The 19,903-nt window shown below is 64.1% G+C and carries 13 protein-coding genes; 2 read left to right on the forward strand and 11 right to left on the reverse strand.

Going from position 1 to position 19,903, the window contains the following annotated elements:
- Positions 1-5: 5 nt before the first annotated feature.
- The 3 genes from RW095_RS30450 to RW095_RS30460 all read right to left on the reverse strand — a co-directional run bounded on the left by RW095_RS30450 (position 6) and on the right by RW095_RS30460 (position 7,381).
- Complete coding sequence (locus RW095_RS30450) at positions 6-557, reverse strand: penicillin-binding protein activator LpoB (protein ID WP_128590940.1); 552 nt, start codon at positions 555-557, stop codon at positions 6-8.
- 76 nt (positions 558-633) lie between these two features.
- On the reverse strand, positions 634-4,521 hold the full coding sequence (locus RW095_RS30455) for a tetratricopeptide repeat protein (RefSeq protein ID WP_317022731.1): 3,888 nt from the start codon (positions 4,519-4,521) through the stop codon (positions 634-636).
- 37 nt (positions 4,522-4,558) lie between these two features.
- Positions 4,559-7,381, reverse strand: coding sequence for a sugar ABC transporter (locus RW095_RS30460; RefSeq protein WP_394365223.1), 2,823 nt, complete (start codon positions 7,379-7,381; stop codon positions 4,559-4,561).
- A 1,223-nt stretch (positions 7,382-8,604) separates the two neighbouring features.
- On the opposite strand from RW095_RS30460, the gene RW095_RS30465 reads away from it, so the two are divergent.
- On the forward strand, positions 8,605-8,766 hold the full coding sequence (locus RW095_RS30465) for a DUF1328 domain-containing protein (protein WP_006051149.1): 162 nt from the start codon (positions 8,605-8,607) through the stop codon (positions 8,764-8,766).
- Between the two features lie 195 nt (positions 8,767-8,961).
- Here the strand turns inward: RW095_RS30465 and RW095_RS30470 are convergent, their stop codons facing one another.
- On the reverse strand, positions 8,962-9,864 hold the full coding sequence (locus tag RW095_RS30470; RefSeq protein WP_394365224.1) for a LysR substrate-binding domain-containing protein: 903 nt from the start codon (positions 9,862-9,864) through the stop codon (positions 8,962-8,964).
- Between the two features lie 98 nt (positions 9,865-9,962).
- Between RW095_RS30470 and RW095_RS30475 the strand changes: the two genes are divergently transcribed.
- On the forward strand, positions 9,963-10,856 hold the full coding sequence (locus RW095_RS30475) for an EamA family transporter (protein ID WP_317022427.1): 894 nt from the start codon (positions 9,963-9,965) through the stop codon (positions 10,854-10,856).
- Positions 10,857-10,972: 116 nt separating this feature from the next.
- On the opposite strand, the gene rfbC is transcribed toward RW095_RS30475, so the two are convergent.
- From rfbC to RW095_RS30510, 7 genes are all read right to left on the reverse strand, one after another.
- Positions 10,973-11,524 (reverse strand): dTDP-4-dehydrorhamnose 3,5-epimerase, encoded by a 552-nt coding sequence (gene rfbC / locus RW095_RS30480; protein WP_128591132.1) that lies wholly within the window; start codon positions 11,522-11,524, stop codon positions 10,973-10,975.
- A 101-nt stretch (positions 11,525-11,625) separates the two neighbouring features.
- A complete protein-coding gene (locus RW095_RS30485) occupies positions 11,626-12,621 on the reverse strand; it encodes a GlxA family transcriptional regulator (RefSeq protein ID WP_027804932.1) in 996 nt (331 codons plus the stop codon).
- A gap of 712 nt (positions 12,622-13,333) precedes the next feature.
- Complete coding sequence (locus RW095_RS30490) at positions 13,334-14,695, reverse strand: metallopeptidase TldD-related protein (protein WP_317022428.1); 1,362 nt, start codon at positions 14,693-14,695, stop codon at positions 13,334-13,336.
- Positions 14,695-16,131, reverse strand: coding sequence for a TldD/PmbA family protein (locus tag RW095_RS30495; protein WP_317022429.1), 1,437 nt, complete (start codon positions 16,129-16,131; stop codon positions 14,695-14,697). Before RW095_RS30495 ends, RW095_RS30490 begins: the two co-directional genes overlap by 1 nt.
- The gene (locus tag RW095_RS30500; protein ID WP_317022430.1) at positions 16,124-17,782 is read right to left on the reverse strand and encodes an ABC transporter ATP-binding protein; all 1,659 of its coding nucleotides are present in this window, start codon (positions 17,780-17,782) and stop codon (positions 16,124-16,126) included. Before RW095_RS30500 ends, RW095_RS30495 begins: the two co-directional genes overlap by 8 nt.
- Positions 17,779-18,894, reverse strand: a complete 1,116-nt coding sequence (locus RW095_RS30505) for an ABC transporter permease (RefSeq protein WP_317022431.1) — start codon at positions 18,892-18,894, stop codon at positions 17,779-17,781. The genes RW095_RS30500 and RW095_RS30505 overlap by 4 nt, the downstream gene beginning before the upstream one ends.
- Entirely contained in the window at positions 18,848-19,900 is a 1,053-nt protein-coding gene (locus RW095_RS30510) for a microcin C ABC transporter permease YejB (protein WP_317022432.1), read from the reverse strand. The genes RW095_RS30505 and RW095_RS30510 overlap by 47 nt, the downstream gene beginning before the upstream one ends.
- Positions 19,901-19,903: the final 3 nt, after the last annotated feature.

Genomic DNA, 19,903 nt, shown 5'->3' on the forward strand with positions numbered 1-19,903 from the left:
GTGCATCAACCGCGCGAGCGCAGCGGCGACAACAGACTGCCGATCAACGACGAAGCAACGCTTGCAAGACTCGAGCGCGTCCAGCCGCTCTTCGAACCCGTGGCGCTCCACACGACCTGGCCCGATGCGACGTCGATCAGTTCGAAGGTGACGCCCGCTACCGGCTCGCCGTCCACGCCCACCTTGTAGCGCCACTCTTCCACCGCGCCGGTCAGCACGTATTTCACGTGCTGCTCACGCGCCCAGGCGAGCTTCTTCTCGCCGAGCTCGCGCTGAGCGGTATCGAACATCGCGTTCGCCGATGCATCGACGGGAGCGATCCGCACATCCGTCAGGCCGTTCGCGCGCAGCGTGTTGGCCGCGATCGCAGCCGCGCTGCTGCCCGCCGCCGGCGTTTCGGTGAAGTTCGCCATCGACACGACCGCAACCGAGTCCTTGACGCCGAGCGCCGGCGAACCCGTTTGACGGATAGAACCGCACGCGCCGAGCACGAGTGCCGTCGCCGTCACCGCCGCGGACCATTTGACGAGGCCGGACCATCTTTTCATGTTGTTCATCGAACCACTCCTCAGTAACGTCGTTATTCGTCGCAGGCGCGATATGCCCGCGGTGTCAGTCGAACAGAATCGGTAATCAGTAGTACCAGCTATAACGCGCGCCCAGCACCGTGACAGGCGTGCCGATCTTCGAGACGCGCTGGTGCTGCAGGAACACGGCCGCGTGATCGCCGCCGAACACGGTGCCCGCGATACCCACGCTCAATTGCGGCCCCCAGCCCTGTATCGAATCGTGCAGCAGGCCGACCTCGAAGAAAGGCCGCCAGCGGTGCGTGTACTGTTCGAGAAGATCGTTGCCCGCGCCGAAGAAGAAGCCGTATTGCGTGTAGGTGTCGGGCATGAAGTCGCGCGGCGTGGCCGGTTGCAGCGCGACCGGCAATAGACGCGAGATCAGGCCATCGGCCTGGCCGCTTGCGCCGTAGCCGCCGTGTGTAATGAGCGCGCGCAGCGTGTAATCCGGGTACTGCGTGCGAATCCGGTAACTCACCTCGCCCGTCGACAGCACGCCGCTTCCCAGATAGGTGCGCGCCTGGCTATAGAAACGGTCCGCCTCCACACTGCCCGTGAACGTGATGTGCTGCGTCATGCGATACGTGAAATCGCCGATCACGTTGTCCTTCATGCCGCCGACCAGCAGCGTCTGGGTTTCGTCCGCGATCTGATTGCGGCCGGCGCGAAGCCCGAGCGTCAGGGCCGAGTTGCGGCCCACCTCGCCCGCCAGATCGAGCGTGTAGAACGAGCTCAATGCAACGCGCCGCCCGCCCGTGATCGTGAACGACGTGTCGCGCGTGCGCCGCTCGCCGTAGATGTTGAGCCAACGGTCCACCGAAGGCACGTTGACCAGCTGGGTGATGTCGGTCGAATGCTGAAAATGCTGTACTGAAGTCACGCCAACGAGATAACGCTCGGCGATCTTGCGGCTTCCGGCGAGCGTCGCCTCGACGTAATCGAGCGGGTGCTCGACGTAGTTCGTGACATTCGCGTCGATGGATTGCGGCCAGTCGAGCGCCGTCTCCGTAACCCGCGTGTGAAGTTCGGTGTCTTCGGGCGCGCCGCCTAGGGCGTCGAACGCAAGCTGCTGCGCGCGATCGGGGTGGTCGACGGCGATCGTCGCGTCGATGCGGTCGTAGACCGGCAAGCGCGAGCGTTCCAGGTCGAGCAGGCGCTGCATCTCGCCCACGTTGTTCTCGGCGAGCGCGATCGTGAGCCGCGCGTCGGCGGGACGCGACAGGCGTTCGGCATACTGCTGCGCGAGCCAACGCTTCGCAAGCGGATTGCTTTCGTGCGACAGCGCCCAGGCAACCGCGACGTCCTTCGCGACCGCGCCGCGCACTTGCGCGTTTTGCGGCAGATCGGCGCCTTGCATCGGCGCGCCGCCGGGCAAACCCTTCGCGTTACCGATCAGGGTGCGGCGCAGTTGCGCGATGTCGGCCGGTGCTGCGTGCGTGGACATGAGGTCGTCGAGCAAGGCGGCGGAGACGTCCCCCGTCGCGAACTCCGTCGACAAGGTCACACGCCGGCCGCGCAGATCGGCCGCCGTCTCGGCGTCCTGCGCGGCGCGGCCGCGCATCGACGCGCGTTGCGCGCCGTGAAGCTTCGCGAGTTTCGCCTGCTCGTCCTGCAGTTGCAGCCACACCTTCTTGCGGATTGACCAGGCAAGCCCCGCGTGCCCCGACTGTTCCTGTGCGTCGGCATAGGTGAGGAGCCAAAGCGGATCGCGCGACATCATGCCCGCCTGCCGGCGCAGATAGTCGAGCGCGGCGACGGGCCGGTTCAGGCGCATTTCAGCGGCGGCGAACGGGCCCCACAGCGCCGAGCTTTGAGCGGCGCTGCCGCGCCAGCGCTTGAGCGCGGCACGCAGATCCGCGTCGCTGCCGTAGTCGACGAGGGTCCACAGATACGCGGCGCTCACGTCCGAACCCGCGCCAGGCAGGTCGACCGCACGCTTCAGATCGGCAAGCGCGTTTTGCGGCTCACCCATCAGGCGATAGTATTCCGCGCGCACGCCGAGCAATGCGGGCGACGCCTCCGCGGTCTTGCGCTCGTCCGGCGTCAGATTCGCGAGGAGCATCGCGATCCGGTCCAATGCCTGGGCATCCAGGTAGTAGTAGATCGCGTCGCGCAACGCACGGGCCGTGTGTTCGCGATGAAAGCGCAATTCGGCGATGCGGCCCGCGTCGATCGGATACGGATCGTAGAAATCCGTCATTTCGCCGAGGTCTTCGCGCGTCGCCACGCCGTTCGCGAGCAGGTGGCGATACGCTTCGTTGGCGTCGTCGTCGCGTTGCTGCAGCCGCGCCAGTTCGGCGTAGTTGCGCCAGAAAACTTCGTCGCCGTCTTTTGCGCCCGCGCGCGCGGCGGACAACGCGTTGAGCGAGGCGCGATAGTCGCCCTTGCGGTACAGCACACTCGCGGTGCGCAGCGCAGCCGTTGCGTCGTTCGGATGACGGGCCTGCACCGCACGATACGTAGCAAGCGCCTCGTCGTCGTGCCCTGCTCGCTCGGCAAGCCCGCCTATGCGTTGATCGATCGCATCGCCATTCGCCCCGCGCGGCAGCGACCGCAGGAACGCCAGACCGTCGTCGGGACGGCCAAGCCGTTCATAGGTGGCGGTGACGCTGTCGACGAGTTTCATGTCGCCGGGCTTCGCGCGCGCCTGATGAACCAGCGCGACGAGATACGCTTCGTCGTCGTTGAGCATGGGTGCGATACGCAGCACGTTTTGCCAGCCGACAGGATCGTTGGACACCTGCGCATATTCGAGCCACGACTTCAGCGCGAGCGACGGGTCGCGGTTCCATTCCGCCACTTCGGCGAGTCGCTTGACCCACAGTGCGGAGCGCGGGTCGCGCTGCACCTGTTGCCCGGCGATTTTTTGCGCGTTGGGCAGGTCGCCGGATTCGACGAACGCCTGGAATACGGGGTTCGCGATGCCGGGGTCCGGGTTAGTCGGGTTAGTCGGGTTAGTCGGGGTCGCTGCGCTTGCCGGGGCCGCAGCAGTCGCGACGCGAACGACGTGCACCGTGCCCGGCTTTTGCGCCTCGCCGCGCATCGCCTCGCGCGGACTCGCGAGCACGAAACCACTTTGCCGCGCGACGGGCCCGTCCATATACGCATATTGCGCGTGCTGCGAAGGCAGCGCTTGCGGCGGCATCTCACGCAATTCGTTCGACGTATAGCGCGCCAGCATCTTCGCGTAGCGATCGACGGCTTGCGGACGATTCGCGGCGCGCGCGAGATTGAGCAGCACCACCAGCGTCGCCGGATCGTCAGCGAGCGTGCTGCCGTGCGCGTCCGCCGCGGCAAGCGCGTCGTCGAGCAGATTGCCCGACTGCAAGGCGCGCAGGCCGGCCACGAAACAACGGCGCTGTTCGTCGCGCGTGCGGCCCGCTGCCTGCTGACGGAACCAGGCATCCGCAGCCGCGCGATAGTCGCCCACTTGCAGCGCGTAGCGCGTGATCTGCGTGTCCCACTTGTTGCGGCCATTGGGATCGTTAGCCGACAGCCGCGCGTAAAGCTGCACCGCGAGATCGGGCAGGCCGACGCCAGCCGCGCGCTGCGCGAGCCATTCGAGGTCCTTCGGCGCCCACTGCAGCTTGGCCGCTTCCTGCAAATGCATGCGCAGATCGCTCAGCTCGCGAGCGCGGCGCGGATCGTCTTCGGCAATCGCAAACGTGCGTTGCTCCGCCACCGAAAGACGCAGCATCGTCGCGGTGCGATGCATGTCGTCGGTGCCGAGCGCATCCATGCGCGCGGCGATCCGCTCGGTGTCGGCGGTGCGTCCCAGATACGAATACTGCGCGCCGAGCAAGGAGAGAAACTCCTCGTTATCCGGCCGTACCTTCGACCATGCTTCCAGATACGCGACGCTCAGGTCGCTGGGCGCGCCGACCGACGCCACGCGCTGGCGCAAGCCGCCGCGCGGCGACACGCCGTATATCGTCAGCAGTACGACGCCCGCCATCAGACAGACGAGCCAGGTCGGTGCGATACGGGGACGTTTAGCGCTCACAGGAAATCTCAACGGGCTGATAGTTCACCTGCAGACCGGCGGAGGCCGGCGTATCGAAGCGCAAGCCCGCGGCGTCACGGTGGGTGGCGACGGGACGTCCGGCAACACTCACACTGCAACTGCCCGCGTGAGCGAGTCTGACGAACGGCTGGTAGTAGCCCCCGAATTCGAACGACATGCCGTTTGCGCTGCGCCTGAAGTTGCGAACGAAGCCGTTCGCTTCGGCGATGTACGGCAATGCGCCTGCTTTCGAAAGCGCTCCGGCCGAGCTATCGCGGGCATCGGCACCGTTGAACGACACGCGAGCGGCGCCGTCAGCGATGTGGATATACGTGCCGTCCGGGCCGCTCGAATAGCCGGTGACACCGGCCGATGCGTGCAGATCCGGCGCCGTCGACAGCGGCCAGTGCAACTCGCGCACGTCCCCGTTGCCGCGCACGATCCAGTCGCCGTCCGCGCGCTTCCCGGCATTGGCACCCGCATCCGCATCCGCATCGGCGTCGCCACGCACCGCGCGTGCGACCGCGAACGAACGCCAGTCGAGCACCTTCTGCGTGTAGTCGGTCATCTGCACGGGCAGCACGGCTTGCTTGAGCACGGCCGTGAAAATCTGGTCGAGCGCGTGCAGCGAAGCGACCTTCGTGCCGCTATACATGTGGTAGTACAGGTCGATCGGCTTGAAGCGCAACGGCTTGTCGGTCATGTCGAAGGTTTCGAGCACGCGCGTGAAGCCGTAGAACGGGCCCAGCCAGTCGTTCGTGTAGACGTTCTCGTCCTGATTCGGCGCGTACACCTGATACGCACCCGGCCCCTTGTCGACGCCGATCGGCGCGATGTTGGTCCAGCTGCTCGCGCTCTTCGTGATGACGGTGTCGCCGCCGTTCACGTTCGCGACGCCCGCCGCATAGACCTTGCGCACCACCAGCGCGGGCGGCTTGCAGTTGCCGGGCCATTGCAGGATGGTCGTCTTCTTGCCGGGAGGCGCAAGGCGCGTGTTGATGTAATCGATCGAGCCCGTTACCTCCCGGTCGATGTCGAACGTGTAGTTCGGAATGTTCAGCGAGAACGCAGTATCGCCGCCTCCGCGGTCCACACGTTCGCCCGTCTTCGCGTCCACGCTGCCCCAGTCGAACGGATGCGAGTAGGTATGAGTGCCGATCGCGACATACGGCAGCGCGAACATCTTGCGGGCGATCTCTTCCAGGCGCGGCGAGATTTTCGGGTAAAGACCCGTCGGCCCCACTTCGCCCTCGATGACGGAGAGCGTCATCGGCACCTTGTAGCGCGTAAAAATCTGCTGATACAGCGCTTCGCCCGAATAGTCCGCGCCAGGGAATTCAGCGCGCGAGGCGAAACCGTCACCGTCTACGTGCGACATGAAGAGGCGCCGCCCGTTTTCCGTGGTAACGCTCGGCGACGGCATCTGCTGCAGACGCAATGCGGCAGAGAGGAACGGAATCGGTTGAATGGCCCAGCGTTCCTGATCGATGCCGTTGAGCGACACGACCGTGTACGGGCTCATCGCGAAGCCGCCCCATGGCGTGATCGCGACCGGGTCCAGCGTCGCCTGACCGCTCTTCACGCGCAGCAGCGGCCGGCTGGCGGCGCCGACCTGAACGCCCGTCAGATCGCGCGGGCCAAGCTTCGGATCGATCTCGAAGCCGATCATCGGATCGCGCGAGACGACGTCCACCTTGTCGCTGAACGGACCCGGCACTGCCTGCAGATCGAGCGCGCGCCCTTCGTCATCCGCCGCGTCGAAACCGAACTGGCCAAGAAACGCGACGGGAATGTGCGAGGCGATGCGCGCATCGACCCATCTGCGCCACACGGCGCTGTCCTGCGTGCCGCTGCCCTGCAACCACGCAACAACGCCAGCGTAGCGGTCAGGCGTAATGTCATCGGGAAGCGCGCCGTTGACGTTCGCGTACTCGACGTCATAGCCGAGATAGTTCAGCGGCATTGCCAGGTCGCGTACGCCGGGGGTTTCGTCGAGCAGCAGGTCCTCGCCCGTGTCCTGCACGACGAGCACCTTGCGCGGCAGCACCTCGATTGCGCCGATGCCGACCACGTCGCGCGCCACGTCTGTCACGTAGGGCGTGACGCCCGCCGCTACCACTTGCGCGGCCGTCTTGCGCGCGCACGCGCGGTCATCGGCGGCGCAATATTCGATCGACACGACGGGCACGCCCGTCTGCCGCATAAACGCTTGCGCAGCGGCGACGCGCGCGGCACGGTCGTCCGCGGAAACGACGATCTGCCCGGCACCGCTCGCGCTCGCACCGCTGAGGAGCGACGGACCCACCACCGCATACAGCCCATTCGCATGCGGCATGGCGAGCCTCAGCGCGTCATCGCCGCCGATCACGATTCGCGCGTCGGGGTGCGCCGCGCGGATCGCGTCGATCGAAGCAAGCGCTTGCGGCGTGTCGAGCAGGAACCCGCGATAACCGCGCTGCCACAGTGGCTCGATTGCGCTCGCGACGAATGCATTGGGCGTGCTGGCAGCGGCATCCGCACGGGTGCGCGCGAGCCATACGGTATGGCGCAACGAGTTCGCGGACGGATCGAAACCATGCGAGGGATCGACGACGACGGCGTCGAAGGCTTGCAGCAGATCGACCGGCACGTTGGCGCCGTCGAAAAACGCGAGATTGACCGACGGCGAGGAACGCGCTTGCGCAGTGTGCGCTTCTGCCTGGACTAGCGGTTGGGCGGGTAACGTCGCGGATTGGGATTGGGTCGACTGAGCGTTCGCGCTCCCGTAGACGATCGCGAGCGCCGCAAGGACAGCGCATTCCGACACGCGCATGAGGCGCGGGTGAGCACGTCCCCTTTCGAGACGTGTCGGGCTCGGCTCGCCGCCCGGTGCGTCGCGAAGCGCCAGCCGCGCACCACCAATCGTTTGAATCCCCAATGGCATGTGATTTCTTCTTCGGTTTATTGCTCTTTTACCGACCGCTTTGAACGCGGCTTTTCTTTGGGTTTTACCGCAGCCCACTCGATTGACCGCTCCTTTTGACGCGCTCTCCGCCGACCTTTACAACGGTGTAATGAAACACCGTTAGAACCCCCTCTGACGTTAAAAGCCGACCGCGTCCAGGCTGCGCATTCTAATGGCTGTTTTTTCAAATTGCACGAGTATTCTGGGGCTCGGGTTTTTTCCCAACAATCGCGAAAACCTGCCAAACATCAAAGAACCAGTGTGCTACTCAAGTCTGTATGGCGCCGCAAACGTTTTACGTCTTCACGATCCGCAGGGTCGAAAATCATTGGGCCTGACAACAATTAACAATTCAGAAATGACTTACCGTTTTCAGCGGGATCGTTCAAGCAGGGTTAAGCGGGCAACCTTAAGTGTCATGCCGCCCGGCACGGTGCCGGGTACCGGGCAAGCGGAACGTCGCGCTGGGACATGGCTGTTTAGGCGCCTCCCTGTGCAAAGGAGGGATCGCCAGCATTTTGCCGTTCCCGTTTTTGATGAAGCACGTTTGCAATCGCGCCAATCAGATCCGGCCGTTGCGCCGCGAGTAGCTGGCGTTAATTTGACGGGGGGGCTGCCGTTAATATGGCTATGTCGGGCGCATTTTTTTCAAAGACTGGCAGGCGGCCGCGCGAGATTAACGATTTGTACGTCATGAGACCCGCTGCAAGCTGCCACCCTGCCGCACTTTAATAAAGGCAGATTAACTATTTCATTTGACACGCGTCGTTTCGCCCAGCGCACATAATTCCACGCATCGGTCGGTTTCACTGCACGTTTATTGACTCGCGCAAACGTTATCGTCGGCGAATATCCGTTTCGCCTGAGACGGTCCGCGGCGCACAGGTCGCAAGTCTACGATCCGCGAGTGACAAACTGGCCTTCGACGTGTCGTTGCAGTGAAGCAACGGGGAGACCGCCACCGATAGCCGCTGGCACCAGGCACAGCCATTGCTCAACATCGCTCGCCGGCAGATCGCTCGCTCACGGACCTGTACCCGAGGCGAGCCGCCGTTCTACTTCAATCCAGCAATTCATCCGTGGGAGGCCTCATGCTTCGATACGCTGCAATCTTCTTCGTCATCGCTATCATCGCCGCGGTATTCGGCTTTGGCGGCATCGCCGCCGGCGCGACGGAGATCGCCAAGGTGCTGTTCTTCATCTTCGTGGTGATTTTCCTCGTCACCTTGCTGATGGGCGTGATGCGGCGCTGATCACCGCATCGACTGTATAAGCGGAGGAATACCCGCCCCGGCGCGTGCGAACGACCTGTTGCAATACCTGCCACGGTGTCTTGCAATAGTTGCCGCTCCCGCCGGGCTTCCCCGCAACGCAGCACGCGCATCGCGCCTTACGTGTACTGCCGGCTTTCAACGCTCCGCTCCTGCGTTCCTTCATCCTGATCTGCTTCATTCTTCCGACAGCACGCGCGGCTCGCTCTCCCGCATGCCCAGATGCAACTCCTCGCATAGAAATCCTTGCAATGTCTGCACGGCTGCTTCCTGCGCGCCTGCGACCTCGCGCATGAACAAGCCGAAGTCCGCAGCCGGCGCATCGGGCAAGCCATCGGTGCGACCTAAGATTCTCATGGACTCCGAACGAATATTGCCTTCGAGCAATACCGACACGCCGAGACCCGCTTCGACCGCCGACTGCACCGCCGGCAAGCTTGTGCTCGTACACACAATGCGCCAGCCGATGCCCGCGCGGCGCAACGCCGTCAACACATTCTGTTGCCACAGACACGTGCCGCCAAACGCGACCAACGGCAAGGGCGCTTCGGCCTCGCGCGCATAGCCGCGCGCGCCGACCCAGAACAACGGTTGGGTCCATGTGAGCAAAGGCGTGCCGTCCACCAATGCGGGATCGGCAACGACCACATCGAGGCCGCCGTCCGCGAGCCGCTTCGACAAAGTGGCGCTGCTGTCCACGACGATTTCCAGCGCGACGCGCGGATACGCAATCGAAAAACGCCGCAACGCACGCGGCAAGCGACCGACGGCAATGTCCTCGAGCATGCCGAGCCGCACGGCGCCCGACACCTGCCCCGCGCTCAGCGCGCGCCGTGCATCGGCACCCGCGCCGAGAATCGCGTGCGCGTATGGCAGCAGCAGATGGCCGGCCTCGGTGAGTTGCACGCCGCGTGGCGAGCGGTCGAGCAGCCGCTGGCCAAGGTCTTCTTCGAGACGGCGCAACTGCATGCTCACCGCCGCCTGGGTGCGTGCGAGACGGCTTGCGGCCACGCCCACCGCACCCGTCTCCGCGACGGTGACGAACGCGCGAAGCAGACTGCTATCGAGGTCACGGGTCATCACGATTGTTGAAATCGACATAAGAAATATCAACTTATCTTAGTAGCGCTGGAGCCGATAAGATAGCGTGAACATCCCCACAGCGACACCAAAACACTATGCAGGACACGACGATCAAGTGCGCAGCCTCCCCCGCCGACCCGGCCACGGCGAAACCTGCGCGCGCCGCAGCCGGCGCAGCGTTGCTGTGCGTGCTGTCCATGTCGAGCGTGCAATTCGGCGCCGCGCTTTCCGAACCGACCATGTCGGTCTACGGCTCGCTCAGCACCACGTGGCTGCGGCTCGGCTGGGCCGCGCTCGTCCTCGCAGTGCTGGTGCGACCGCGCGTTCTCAGCTACTCGCGCGCGCACTGGTTCGCCGCGGGCGCGCTCGGCGCTGCAATGGCCGGCATGACGTTGTGCTTTTTTGCGGCGCTTCAACGCATTCCGCTCGGCCTTGCGGTGGCGATCGACTTTCTCGGGCCGCTGACGGTGGCAACCCTGGCCGTGCGCCGCGCGCGCGCGCTTCTGTGGCCTGCGCTGGCGATTGCGGGCGTCGTGCTGCTTTCGCGCGATCGCGCCGGCTGGGTGGGCGAACCGCTCGGCGTATTCCTTGCACTTGCCGCCGCTTGCGGCTGGGGCAGCTACATCGTGTTGATGAAAAAGACCGGCAAGCTATTTGCCGGACTGGAAGGCCTGTCGGTCTCGCTGATCGCGGCGGCGCTCGTCGCCACGCCTTTCGGCCTTGCGCAGAGTGGCATGCACGTGGCCACAGGCCAGCTCGCGGCGACCGCAGGCCTCGCGATACTTGTTCCTCTATTGCCCTATGCGCTGGAAATGGTGGCGCTGCGTCATATGCCCGCCGGTTCGTTCGGTATCCTGATGAGTGTAGAGCCAGCCATCGGCGCGATGGCCGGCTTTGTCGTTTTGCATCAGCCGATGGGCATTCTGCAGATCGCGGGCACTTTGTTCGTGGTCGCCGCGAGTGTCGGCGCGGTAGTGGCTGCACGGTAGCGACGGCGCAATGCCAGCCACCAAGCGCGCGGTGCGCACGCAGTAACGACAACGCAAGGTTGGGAGCGCATCCGCCGGAAGCGCCGCGCGGCGCGGCGCCAATAACGCGTGCGCCGCTACGCCATGTTCTCGGCTTCGTACAAACGCCGCCCGGCAGCATCTTTCGCGCCGACAATCGGCGCGAAATCGATCGGCCATTCAATGCCGATGTCCGGATCGCTCCACAAGATGCAGCGCTCCAGTTCGGGAAACCAGTATTCGGTCGTTTTCCACAGACACTCGGCGACGTCGGAGAGCACGACGAAGCCATGCGCGAAGCCCGGCGGTACCCAGATCTGCCGATGGTTTTCCGCGCTCAGGTGAGCGCCGCACCACTTGCCGAAGTTCGGCGAATTGAGCCGCACGTCCACGGCGACGTCGAAAATTTCGCCCGCCACGACCTGCATGAGCCGGCCTTGCGGACGCTGGACCTGATAGTGCAGTCCGCGCAGCACGCCATGCACCGCGCGCAGATGCCGGTCTTGCACGAAGTCGAAACCGCGTGCGATGTCGTCGCTAAACTCGTCCGCGGCAAAGCTCTCATAACAGAAACCGAATTGGTCGCCAAACACCTCGGGCTCAATGAGTTTCACTTCCGGCAGTGCCGTCGCCAACACCTGGTTGCCCATGCCACTGTGCCCGTAAGAAGCTGCTCGACAAAGAACGGGAAACCGCCGCGCACTCGCGCGGCGGTCCTGAAACGCGCCTGCCCTACAGGCGCGCTCAACTGTCAGAGCTCCGAGGAGGCAAGCCGGCTGCGGGCGCGATATTCGGTTGGCGACAGCGCCATGCGCTTGCGGAAGATCTTCGCAAGGCGGTCGCCGTTGCCGGTGCCGCTGCGCCGCGCGATCTTGTCGACCGGCAGTTCGGTTTCAGTGAGGAAGTTGCAGGCAATGCGCAGGCGCACTTGCAACAGGTAGTCGGACGGCGTGACGTGCATTTCATGCTTGAAGCGCCGCAGGAAATTGCGCTCGCTCATGGCCGCGACCTGGGCTGCGTCGGCAACCGACACCGGACGGTCGCAGTTCGCTTCCATCCAGCGCGCCGCCGCGCGGATCTTTTCCGCGACGCTCAGCGTGCCGCCCTCGGCGGGCAGCGGAACCCACGTCGCAGCCATGCCCGGCATCACGCGTTCGGCGACGCTGCGCGCGAGTTCCGCGCCGAGATCGCGCTTGATGAACATCAGCGCGCTGCGGGCGCAGTCGTTGCGATCGTTGGACGCGCTGAGGATGGCGTCCGCTCCGCCCCGGCCATAGCGGCCGATTTGCAGCGCCTCCGGATCGCCTGGATTGGCCGCCTCCAGCACGAGCCGCCCTTCGCCGATGGTTTCGATCGCACGGGTGCGCGCCTGCACCGAGCGCAGCCAGCCGAGTAGCCGCTGGTCGCGGGCCGCCTCGTGCGCGCCGTGCCCGCCGGCAATGAAGAGGACATCGAAGCCGGTTCCATAGCGCGTGTCGATGCGATCGGTCCAGATGCGCGCAGCTGACGAGCTTGGCACGCTGCCGCCGTCGAGCGACAGGAACTGCACTTCATAGGGCGGCTCTTCGCCTGGGCGCGTGCCGGAGAGTTCGTTCGCGGTCTGGAACATTTCGACGACCGTACCGGGGCCAAGCAACCAGAAGCCGTCGAACAGCAGCACACCAATTCGCCGCGCCGCTGTGCGCACATTGACAGCGGGCGTGTGTAACCAGGTAACCCTCGCGGAATCGACGTGGATGTGGGACATGGTCTTCCTCAAAATGTCTACGTGGTTGGACGAGGACGCGCGTTATCCGACGATATGGATGAACTGATAATCTCTATTCAACATCGGTGAACGCCGCTTCACGCATTATCAGCGATGTTAGCCGAATGAATCGCGTTAGTAAATTTGAAAACAACGGATTAGCCAGGCATTTAACGTATGACGAAAATTATTCTCATTTGATGCAAGTAATAATTATCCGATGCGCGAACTGCGAGCGGAAAAATCTACCGCGCGCCGGGGAGCCTGTGCTGCGAGCCATGTGCGGCGGGGGGCCGCAGCCTGCCCTGCTTACCTCCTCGCATGCCGTACGCATAAGCGAAGCGGGCTGTTGGGCATTGGAGCGATATGAAAACGTTTCAAAGCTGAACACACCAGTGCACCGCAATGGCCCTTTTAATTGGATTTGTTATTCGCACATTCGGAATGTGCCTCGTCAGCCATGGTAATTAGCCTGTGGCGATTCTAATCGCCCGATTATCTGGTTATGCCGGGTTTTTAAAGGCGCCGAAAACGTTTCATTTCTGAAACATGAGCCATTTATTCTTCTGATTAATCTGCGGTGTTTCAGATTCGTTTCACGCGTGATCCGTCTATTCATTAGACGATTGGCGCGGCTTGACGGATTCGCGTTCCCATACGCCGGGAAGCCGGGCACGCGACTCGCCTCGGACGGCGAGCCGCGTCGCAGCACTTAAAGGGTCAGCTCAAACGACCTCGCGAGGATGCCGGGCAATTGCATGCCGCCCGTCGCCCGCTCTCCCCACGTCCCGTCGCTCAGGAGCAATTCGGCTTGCGCGCCGATCTGTTCGAGTTCGCTGCCAAGCAGGCGATACAGGCTGTCGTCGAAACGCATGGCTTCGAGCGGCGCCGCGATCTGTCCGTTCTCCACCCAGAAGGTCGCGAAACGCGTCATGCCCGTGAGTCGGCAATTCATCCGATCCGAAAAGTTCACGTACCACAAATTGCCGATGTAAAGACCGGTACCCAGTTGCGCAAGAACGTCCTCGTCCATCAGTGCCCCGGGCTGCATTGCGAGCGACGCCGGCGCTTCTTCGGCGAGTGCGCCGTTCGGCGTCAAGCCGAATTCCCTTGCACTGCGTGCATTGGTCAGTTGCCCGGCACTGCGGCCCGCCGCGATGAGCGCAACGCTGTCGCGCAAGTAGCCGTCGTCGTTGAAGCCTGGCGTGATGCCGAGGCCGAGCTCTTCGCCGAGAGTTACGCGAGGATCGAGCGCGATCTCACCTACGTGCAGCTTATACAACTCGCTGCGCGAACTGGCCTGCGCGCGCGCCGAAAAGCCGCGCCACGCCGTCACGCCCAATAGCTCGGCAAGCGCCGCCGGAGCGAGCCACGCGCGATAACGTCCAGGCGCGAGCGCACGAGGGGCGCGAGCGAGCACCGCGAGACGCGTGGCGGCCTGTTCCACCTTGCCTGCAAAGACGGCATCGCTCCAGTCGTCGCCCGCATACGTGGACTTGATCGCACGACCGCTCGGGTCATAGAGCGACCAGCTGAAATTGAAGTTGTCGACTTCGTACCAGCCGCGGCTGCCACGCGTCGACGCGAACCCTCGCACAATGGTGCCGCCCGCATAAAACCCCACGAAATCGAGGCCCCGCGCGCATTCGGCGACGACGCGCAACAAACCGTGCGGATCCGGCAATCTGCCCGAACGCCGCGTGGTGCGCTGCCATGAGGAAGTATCGAACAGCAGGTGCGGATCGTCGGCGGCATCGCGCAGACCCTCGCGCAGCGTGGCAAGCGCGGCGCGCACTTCGTCCACGTCCTGCTGCAGATCGCCGCACACCGTCAACGTGGAATACGCCTGACGCGCGCCGTCGATCAGACGCAAGGTCAGCTTGCCTTGCGACACAGTGCCGCTTTGCCGCACCCTGCCCGCGTTGAAGCGGATGAAGTCGGACTGCTCGCCGGCAAACGAACTGAGCGTGGTTTCCCCGCGTTGCTGGAGACGCTCGATCGCATCGGCGAGCGACGTGAAGTGCCGCTGCCAGTCCACGGCATGCGTGGCGCGCGGTGACATGAAGTCGCTCATCACGCGCCTCCCAAAACGTCGACATTGCTGAATACACAAGCGGGCGACGCGTGCCCCACGCGAATGATCTGCGCCGGCTCTCCCTTCCCGCACATCGACGTGCCATACACTTCGCGCGTGGCCGCGTTGCCGACCGCGCTCAAGCTGCGCCAGAAATTCGCGGAAATGCCGCGATAGTTCGGCTGCTTGACGATCTGCGTGAGCTTGCCGTTTTCGATCAGTTGCCCAAATTCGCAGCCGAACTGGAATTTGTTGCGATGATCGTCAATCGACCAGGACGTGTTCGTGCGCATCAGAATGCCGTGTTCGATGTTGCCGATCATCTCGTCGAGCGAACTGTCGCCCGGCTCGATATTCAGATTCGCCATGCGGTCGATCGGCGGCCGGTTCCAGTTCGACGCACGCGAATTCGCCACGCCCGGCATGCCCGCGCGTTGCTGTGAAAGCGCGCCGCCAAGCGGTCGCTCCAGCACGCCGTTGCGGATCAGATATTCCTTGTGCGCTTCGGTGCCGTCGTCGTCGAATGCGTAGGCCGCGGCTTCTTCGCGCAACTCCGGGTCGAAAGTCACGTTCAGCAGTTCGGAGCCGTAGCGGTAAGAGCCGAACATGTCCGGCTTCACGAAACTCCAGCCCGCGAAATTGCGCTCGTCGCCGAGGATCCGGTCGAGTTCCAGCGGATGGCCGATCGACTCGTGAATCTGCAGCATCATCTGATCGGGCATCAGCAGAAGGTCGCGCTTGCCCGACGGGCAGTTCGGCGCGGCCAGCAATTGCAGCGCCTCGGCGGCTACGCGCGGGCCGCAGCCGTCGAAACCGAAGCGCGCCAGCACGTCCATGCCGCCCTGCCCGAGCGTGCCGTAGTTGCCGCCGAGTGTGCGCACTTGCGTGTCGCCGCTCGCATGCGCGGCCACGCTCAACTGCGGCATCACGAAGCGGAACCGTTGATCGATACGCACGCCGTCGCCCGTCATGTAAAGCTGATCGGTGTGGATGATCTGCACCGCGGCCACCCGCTCGACGATGCGCGAATCCAGCTTCGCCGCCGCGCATTCGGCGCCGAGCCGGTCGATCCATTCGGCGCGGCCCGGCAGCGTGTGCTGCGCATTCGGCGACACATATTCGCCACTCGCCGACGGACGCGCCACTTCGCGATGATCGATCAGCGACAATGCCGCGCTCGCCTCGGCGCGTGCCGTGGCGAGATCGAGCGCCTGCTGCAACCCCGCCGCCGACAGATTCGCCGTCGCCGCATAGCCGGCTCCCGCGCCGACCCACGCGATGAGCATCGCGCCACGATCGCGCACCGTGCGCAGCGGTTGCGCGATGTCGTTGCGAACCTCGTGATCGTCTATCCGTTCGTCGACGATGCGCAGCGACCAGAATTCCGCGCGGCTCTTAAGGGACCGGGCGGCCTGCGCCCAGCGTTCGTCAATCATTCACACTCCGTAGGGTTTGCGCGGAATCCGGCCGCGCCATCAGCAGCGACGAAGCCAGAAGCGAGCGCGTATAGGGATGCGACGGCGCTTGTAAAACTTCGAGCGTATCACCGGCCTCGACGACCCGCCCCGACTTCATGACAATCACACGATGCGCCATGGCGCGCATCACCGCGAGATCGTGCGTGATGAGAAGGTAGCTTAGCTTGCGCGTTATCTGCAAATGTACCAGCAGCGCGAGCACCTGCTGCTGGATCGACACGTCGAGCGCGCTCGTCGGTTCATCGAGCACCAGCAGTTCCGGCTCCACGGCAAGCGCCCGCGCAATCGCAATCCGCTGACGCTGCCCGCCGGAAAACTCGTGCGGATAACGGGGCATCGCATCGGCGGGCAGACCCACTTCCTCCAGCAGGCTGGCCACGCGCGCGCGCCTCGCCTTTGCGTCGATCTCGGGCCGATGCACGGCAAGACCTTCACCGACGATCTGCTCGACCGTCATGCGCGGCGACAGCGAGCCGAACGGGTCCTGGAACACCACCTGCATGCGCGAGTACAACGCCCGCCGTGAAGCGGCCGTCTTCAACACCGACAACGGCATGCCGTCGATATGCACGTGGCCCGCGGCAGCTCTGTGCAAACCGAGCACGGTTGCGGCGAGCGTCGATTTGCCCGACCCCGATTCGCCCGCAACGCCGAGCGTTTCGCCGCGCCGCACGCTCAAATCGACGTCATGCACGGCGCGAAACGTGGAGCGCCCGAACAGCGACCGCCAACCTTTGGCGGGCGTGCTGTAGTCGACGGAAAGCCCTTGCACTTCAAGCAGACGGCGCGCGCCTTTTTCGAGCGGCGCTACCGAGCGGCGCGGTTCGCTGTCGAGCAAACGCTGCGTGTACGGATGCCGCGGATCGTCGAACAACGCTTGCGTCGTATTCGTTTCGACCAGCACGCCCTTCTCCATCACCGCGACGCGCTGCGCGAAACGCCTGACGAGATTCAGGTCGTGCGTGATCAGCAGCACAGCCATGCCGCGCTCGGCGGCTTCCTGTTCCTGGAGTTCGATCAACAGGTCGACGATCTGCTGGCGCACCGTCACGTCGAGCGCGGTAGTGGGCTCGTCGGCGAGCAGCAGGCGCGGTCGGCACGCGAGCGCCATCGCGATCATTGCGCGCTGGCGCTGCCCGCCTGACAACTGATGCGGAAAACTGTCGATGCGACGCTCCGGCTCCGGAATGCCAGTGCGCCTGAGCAACTCGATGCCCCGCGAGCGTGCCGCGTTGGGCCGCAAGCCCTCGTGCAAGCGCACGCTTTCCGCAATCTGCTTGCCGATGGTGAAAAGCGGATTGAGCGCGGTCATCGGTTCCTGAAACACCATGGCCACGTCCGCGCCGCGCAGGCCGCGCATCTGCTGCTCGGTCTTGCGCAACAGGTCTTCACCGTCGAGCAGGATGCGCCCGCTCAATTGCGCGTGATCGACGAGCCGCAGAATGGACAACGCGGTGACGCTCTTGCCCGAGCCCGATTCGCCGACGAGCGCAACACGCTCGCCGCGTGCGATTGAAAGGTCAAGCTCGCGCACCGCGAGCCTGTCGCCGAAACGCGCGGAAAAGCGCTCGATTTGAAGCAGCGGCCGGTCGGTCGACGTGACGCTCATCGCGGTGCACCCCCGAATGCGGAACCGCGCGAACGCGTGTCGAGCGCATTGCGCAGCGCGTCGCCGATAAAGGTCAGCAGCAGCAACGTAACGACGAGCGCGGCGAACGCCGACACCGAAATCCACCATGCGTCGAGATTGTTCTTACCCTCCTGCAATAACTCGCCAAGGCTCGGCGTCGGCGGCGGCGCACCGAGCCCGAGAAAATCGAGGCTGGTGAGCGAGAGGATCGCCGCGCTCATCCGGAAAGGCAGGAACGTGATAACCGGCGCGAGACTGTTCGGCAACACATGACGCCAGATGATCTGCCCGTTCGACAGCCCCATCGTGCGTGCGGCCTTTACATAGTCGAGCGAACGGTTGCGCAGGAACTCCGCGCGAACGTAGTCGGACAGCACGAGCCAGCCGAACATCGACAGGAGAATGAACAGGAGCCACAGGGTCGGCTCGAAGATCGACGCGAAGATGATGAGCAGATACAGGTCCGGCATCGCGCTCCATATTTCGATCAGCCGCTGGCCGATCAGATCGGTGCGCCCGCCGTAAAAGCCTTGCACCGCGCCCGCCGCCACGCCGATCAGCACGCCCGAGACCGTGAGCGCGAGCGCCATCGACACCGACAACCTGAAGCCGTAAAGAAGCCGCGCGAGCACGTCGCGTCCGTATTGATCGGTGCCGAGCCAGTTCGACGACGTGGGCGGCGCCGGATACGGATGCGCGGCGAAATAGTCGATCGTGTCGTAGTGAAAGCGGTTCGGCGGATAGACCGCGAAGTTGCCGTTCGCCTCCAGCCGCGAGCGAATATACGGATCGAGGTAATTCGCGCGCGCCGGAAAATCGCCGCCGAAAAGCGTCTCCGGATAGTCCTTCACGATCGGAAAATAGTAATGCCTGTCATAGCGGACGACGAGCGGCCGGTCATTCGACAGCACTTCGCCCAGCAGGCTGAGAACGAACAGCGACGCGAGGATGATGAGGCTCCAGTAGCCCAGACGCTGCCGCCGGAAGCGCAGCCACGTGCGCCGCCACGGAGACGGTACTGTCCGGCGCGGCGCGCCGGACGCGTCATCGGTCAAGCCGGTTGAACTGGATACGCGGGTCGACGAGGACATAGCAGACGTCAGCAATGAGTTTGGTTATGAGGGCGATCAACGTGAAGAGAAAGAGCGAGCCCAGCACGACCGGGTAATCGCGGCGAATCACGGAGTCGTATGAGAGCTGGCCCATGCCGTCGAGTGAGAACAATGTTTCGATCAGCAGATTGCCGTTCAGGAACGCCCCGACGAAGGCCGCCGGCAAACCGGTCAGCAGCGGAATTGCCGCGTTGCGCAGCACGTGTTTCCACAACACGTCGCGCTCGGTCGCGCCCTTCGCGCGCGCGGTCAGCACATACTGACGGCCGATCTCTTCGAGAAACGTGTTCTTGGTGAGGATCGTGACGACCGCAAAATTGCCGACCACCGAGGCCGTGACCGGCAGCACGATGTGCCATAAATAGTCGAGCAGCTTGCCGAATGTGCTCAGTTTCCCGAAGTTATCCGATGTGAGACCGCGCATGGGGAACACTTGCCAGAAGGTGCCGCCGCCGAACAGCATCAGCAGCAGAACGCCCAGCACGAAGCCGGGAATCGCATAGCCCGCGAGCACGAGCACGCTCGTCACGGTGTCGAAGCGCGAGCCGTTGCGCACCGCCTTGGCGATGCCGAGCGGCACCGAAACCAGATACGTGAGCAGCACCGTCCAGAGCCCGAGCGTGATCGAGACCGGAAGCTTCGAGCGGATCACGTCCCATACTCTTGCGTGCTGATAGTAGGACTGCCCGAGGTCGAAGCTCGCATAGTGTTCGAGCATCAGCACATAGCGCTCGAGCGGCGGCTTGTCGAAGCCGAACTGCTTCTTGATCTGCTCGATCTGCTGCGGATCGACACCCTGGCTGCCGTGATAGCCGCCGCCGCCCGCCCCCGTGTCTCCGCCACGGCCAGCGCCGTGGCGGAGTTGCGTCATCACCTGCTCGACCGGCCCACCCGGCACGAACTGCGTGACGATGAAAGTCAGCGTGACGACACCGAGCAAGGTCGGCACCATCAACAGCAATCGTCTGAGAATGTAGGCAAGCATGTC

It is taken from the genome of Paraburkholderia kirstenboschensis, from assembly GCF_032806925.1.
Taxonomy (GTDB): domain Bacteria; phylum Pseudomonadota; class Gammaproteobacteria; order Burkholderiales; family Burkholderiaceae; genus Paraburkholderia; species Paraburkholderia kirstenboschensis.

What these genes read in the sequence shown, in the direction of transcription:
- RW095_RS30450 (WP_128590940.1), bottom strand. Translation starts at nt 557, where the DNA reads ATGAACAACATGAAAAGATGGTCCGGCCTCGTCAAATGGTCCGCGGCG.
- RW095_RS30455 (WP_317022731.1), bottom strand. Translation starts at nt 4,521, where the DNA reads ATGGCGGGCGTCGTACTGCTGACGATATACGGCGTGTCGCCGCGCGGC.
- RW095_RS30460 (WP_394365223.1), bottom strand. Translation starts at nt 7,381, where the DNA reads ATGCGCGTGTCGGAATGCGCTGTCCTTGCGGCGCTCGCGATCGTCTAC.
- RW095_RS30465 (WP_006051149.1), top strand. Translation starts at nt 8,605, where the DNA reads ATGCTTCGATACGCTGCAATCTTCTTCGTCATCGCTATCATCGCCGCG.
- RW095_RS30470 (WP_394365224.1), bottom strand. Translation starts at nt 9,864, where the DNA reads ATGACCCGTGACCTCGATAGCAGTCTGCTTCGCGCGTTCGTCACCGTC.
- RW095_RS30475 (WP_317022427.1), top strand. Translation starts at nt 9,963, where the DNA reads ATGCAGGACACGACGATCAAGTGCGCAGCCTCCCCCGCCGACCCGGCC.
- rfbC (WP_128591132.1), bottom strand. Translation starts at nt 11,524, where the DNA reads ATGGGCAACCAGGTGTTGGCGACGGCACTGCCGGAAGTGAAACTCATT.
- RW095_RS30485 (WP_027804932.1), bottom strand. Translation starts at nt 12,621, where the DNA reads ATGTCCCACATCCACGTCGATTCCGCGAGGGTTACCTGGTTACACACG.
- RW095_RS30490 (WP_317022428.1), bottom strand. Translation starts at nt 14,695, where the DNA reads ATGAGCGACTTCATGTCACCGCGCGCCACGCATGCCGTGGACTGGCAG.
- RW095_RS30495 (WP_317022429.1), bottom strand. Translation starts at nt 16,131, where the DNA reads ATGATTGACGAACGCTGGGCGCAGGCCGCCCGGTCCCTTAAGAGCCGC.
- RW095_RS30500 (WP_317022430.1), bottom strand. Translation starts at nt 17,782, where the DNA reads ATGAGCGTCACGTCGACCGACCGGCCGCTGCTTCAAATCGAGCGCTTT.
- RW095_RS30505 (WP_317022431.1), bottom strand. Translation starts at nt 18,894, where the DNA reads ATGTCCTCGTCGACCCGCGTATCCAGTTCAACCGGCTTGACCGATGAC.
- RW095_RS30510 (WP_317022432.1), bottom strand. Translation starts at nt 19,900, where the DNA reads ATGCTTGCCTACATTCTCAGACGATTGCTGTTGATGGTGCCGACCTTG.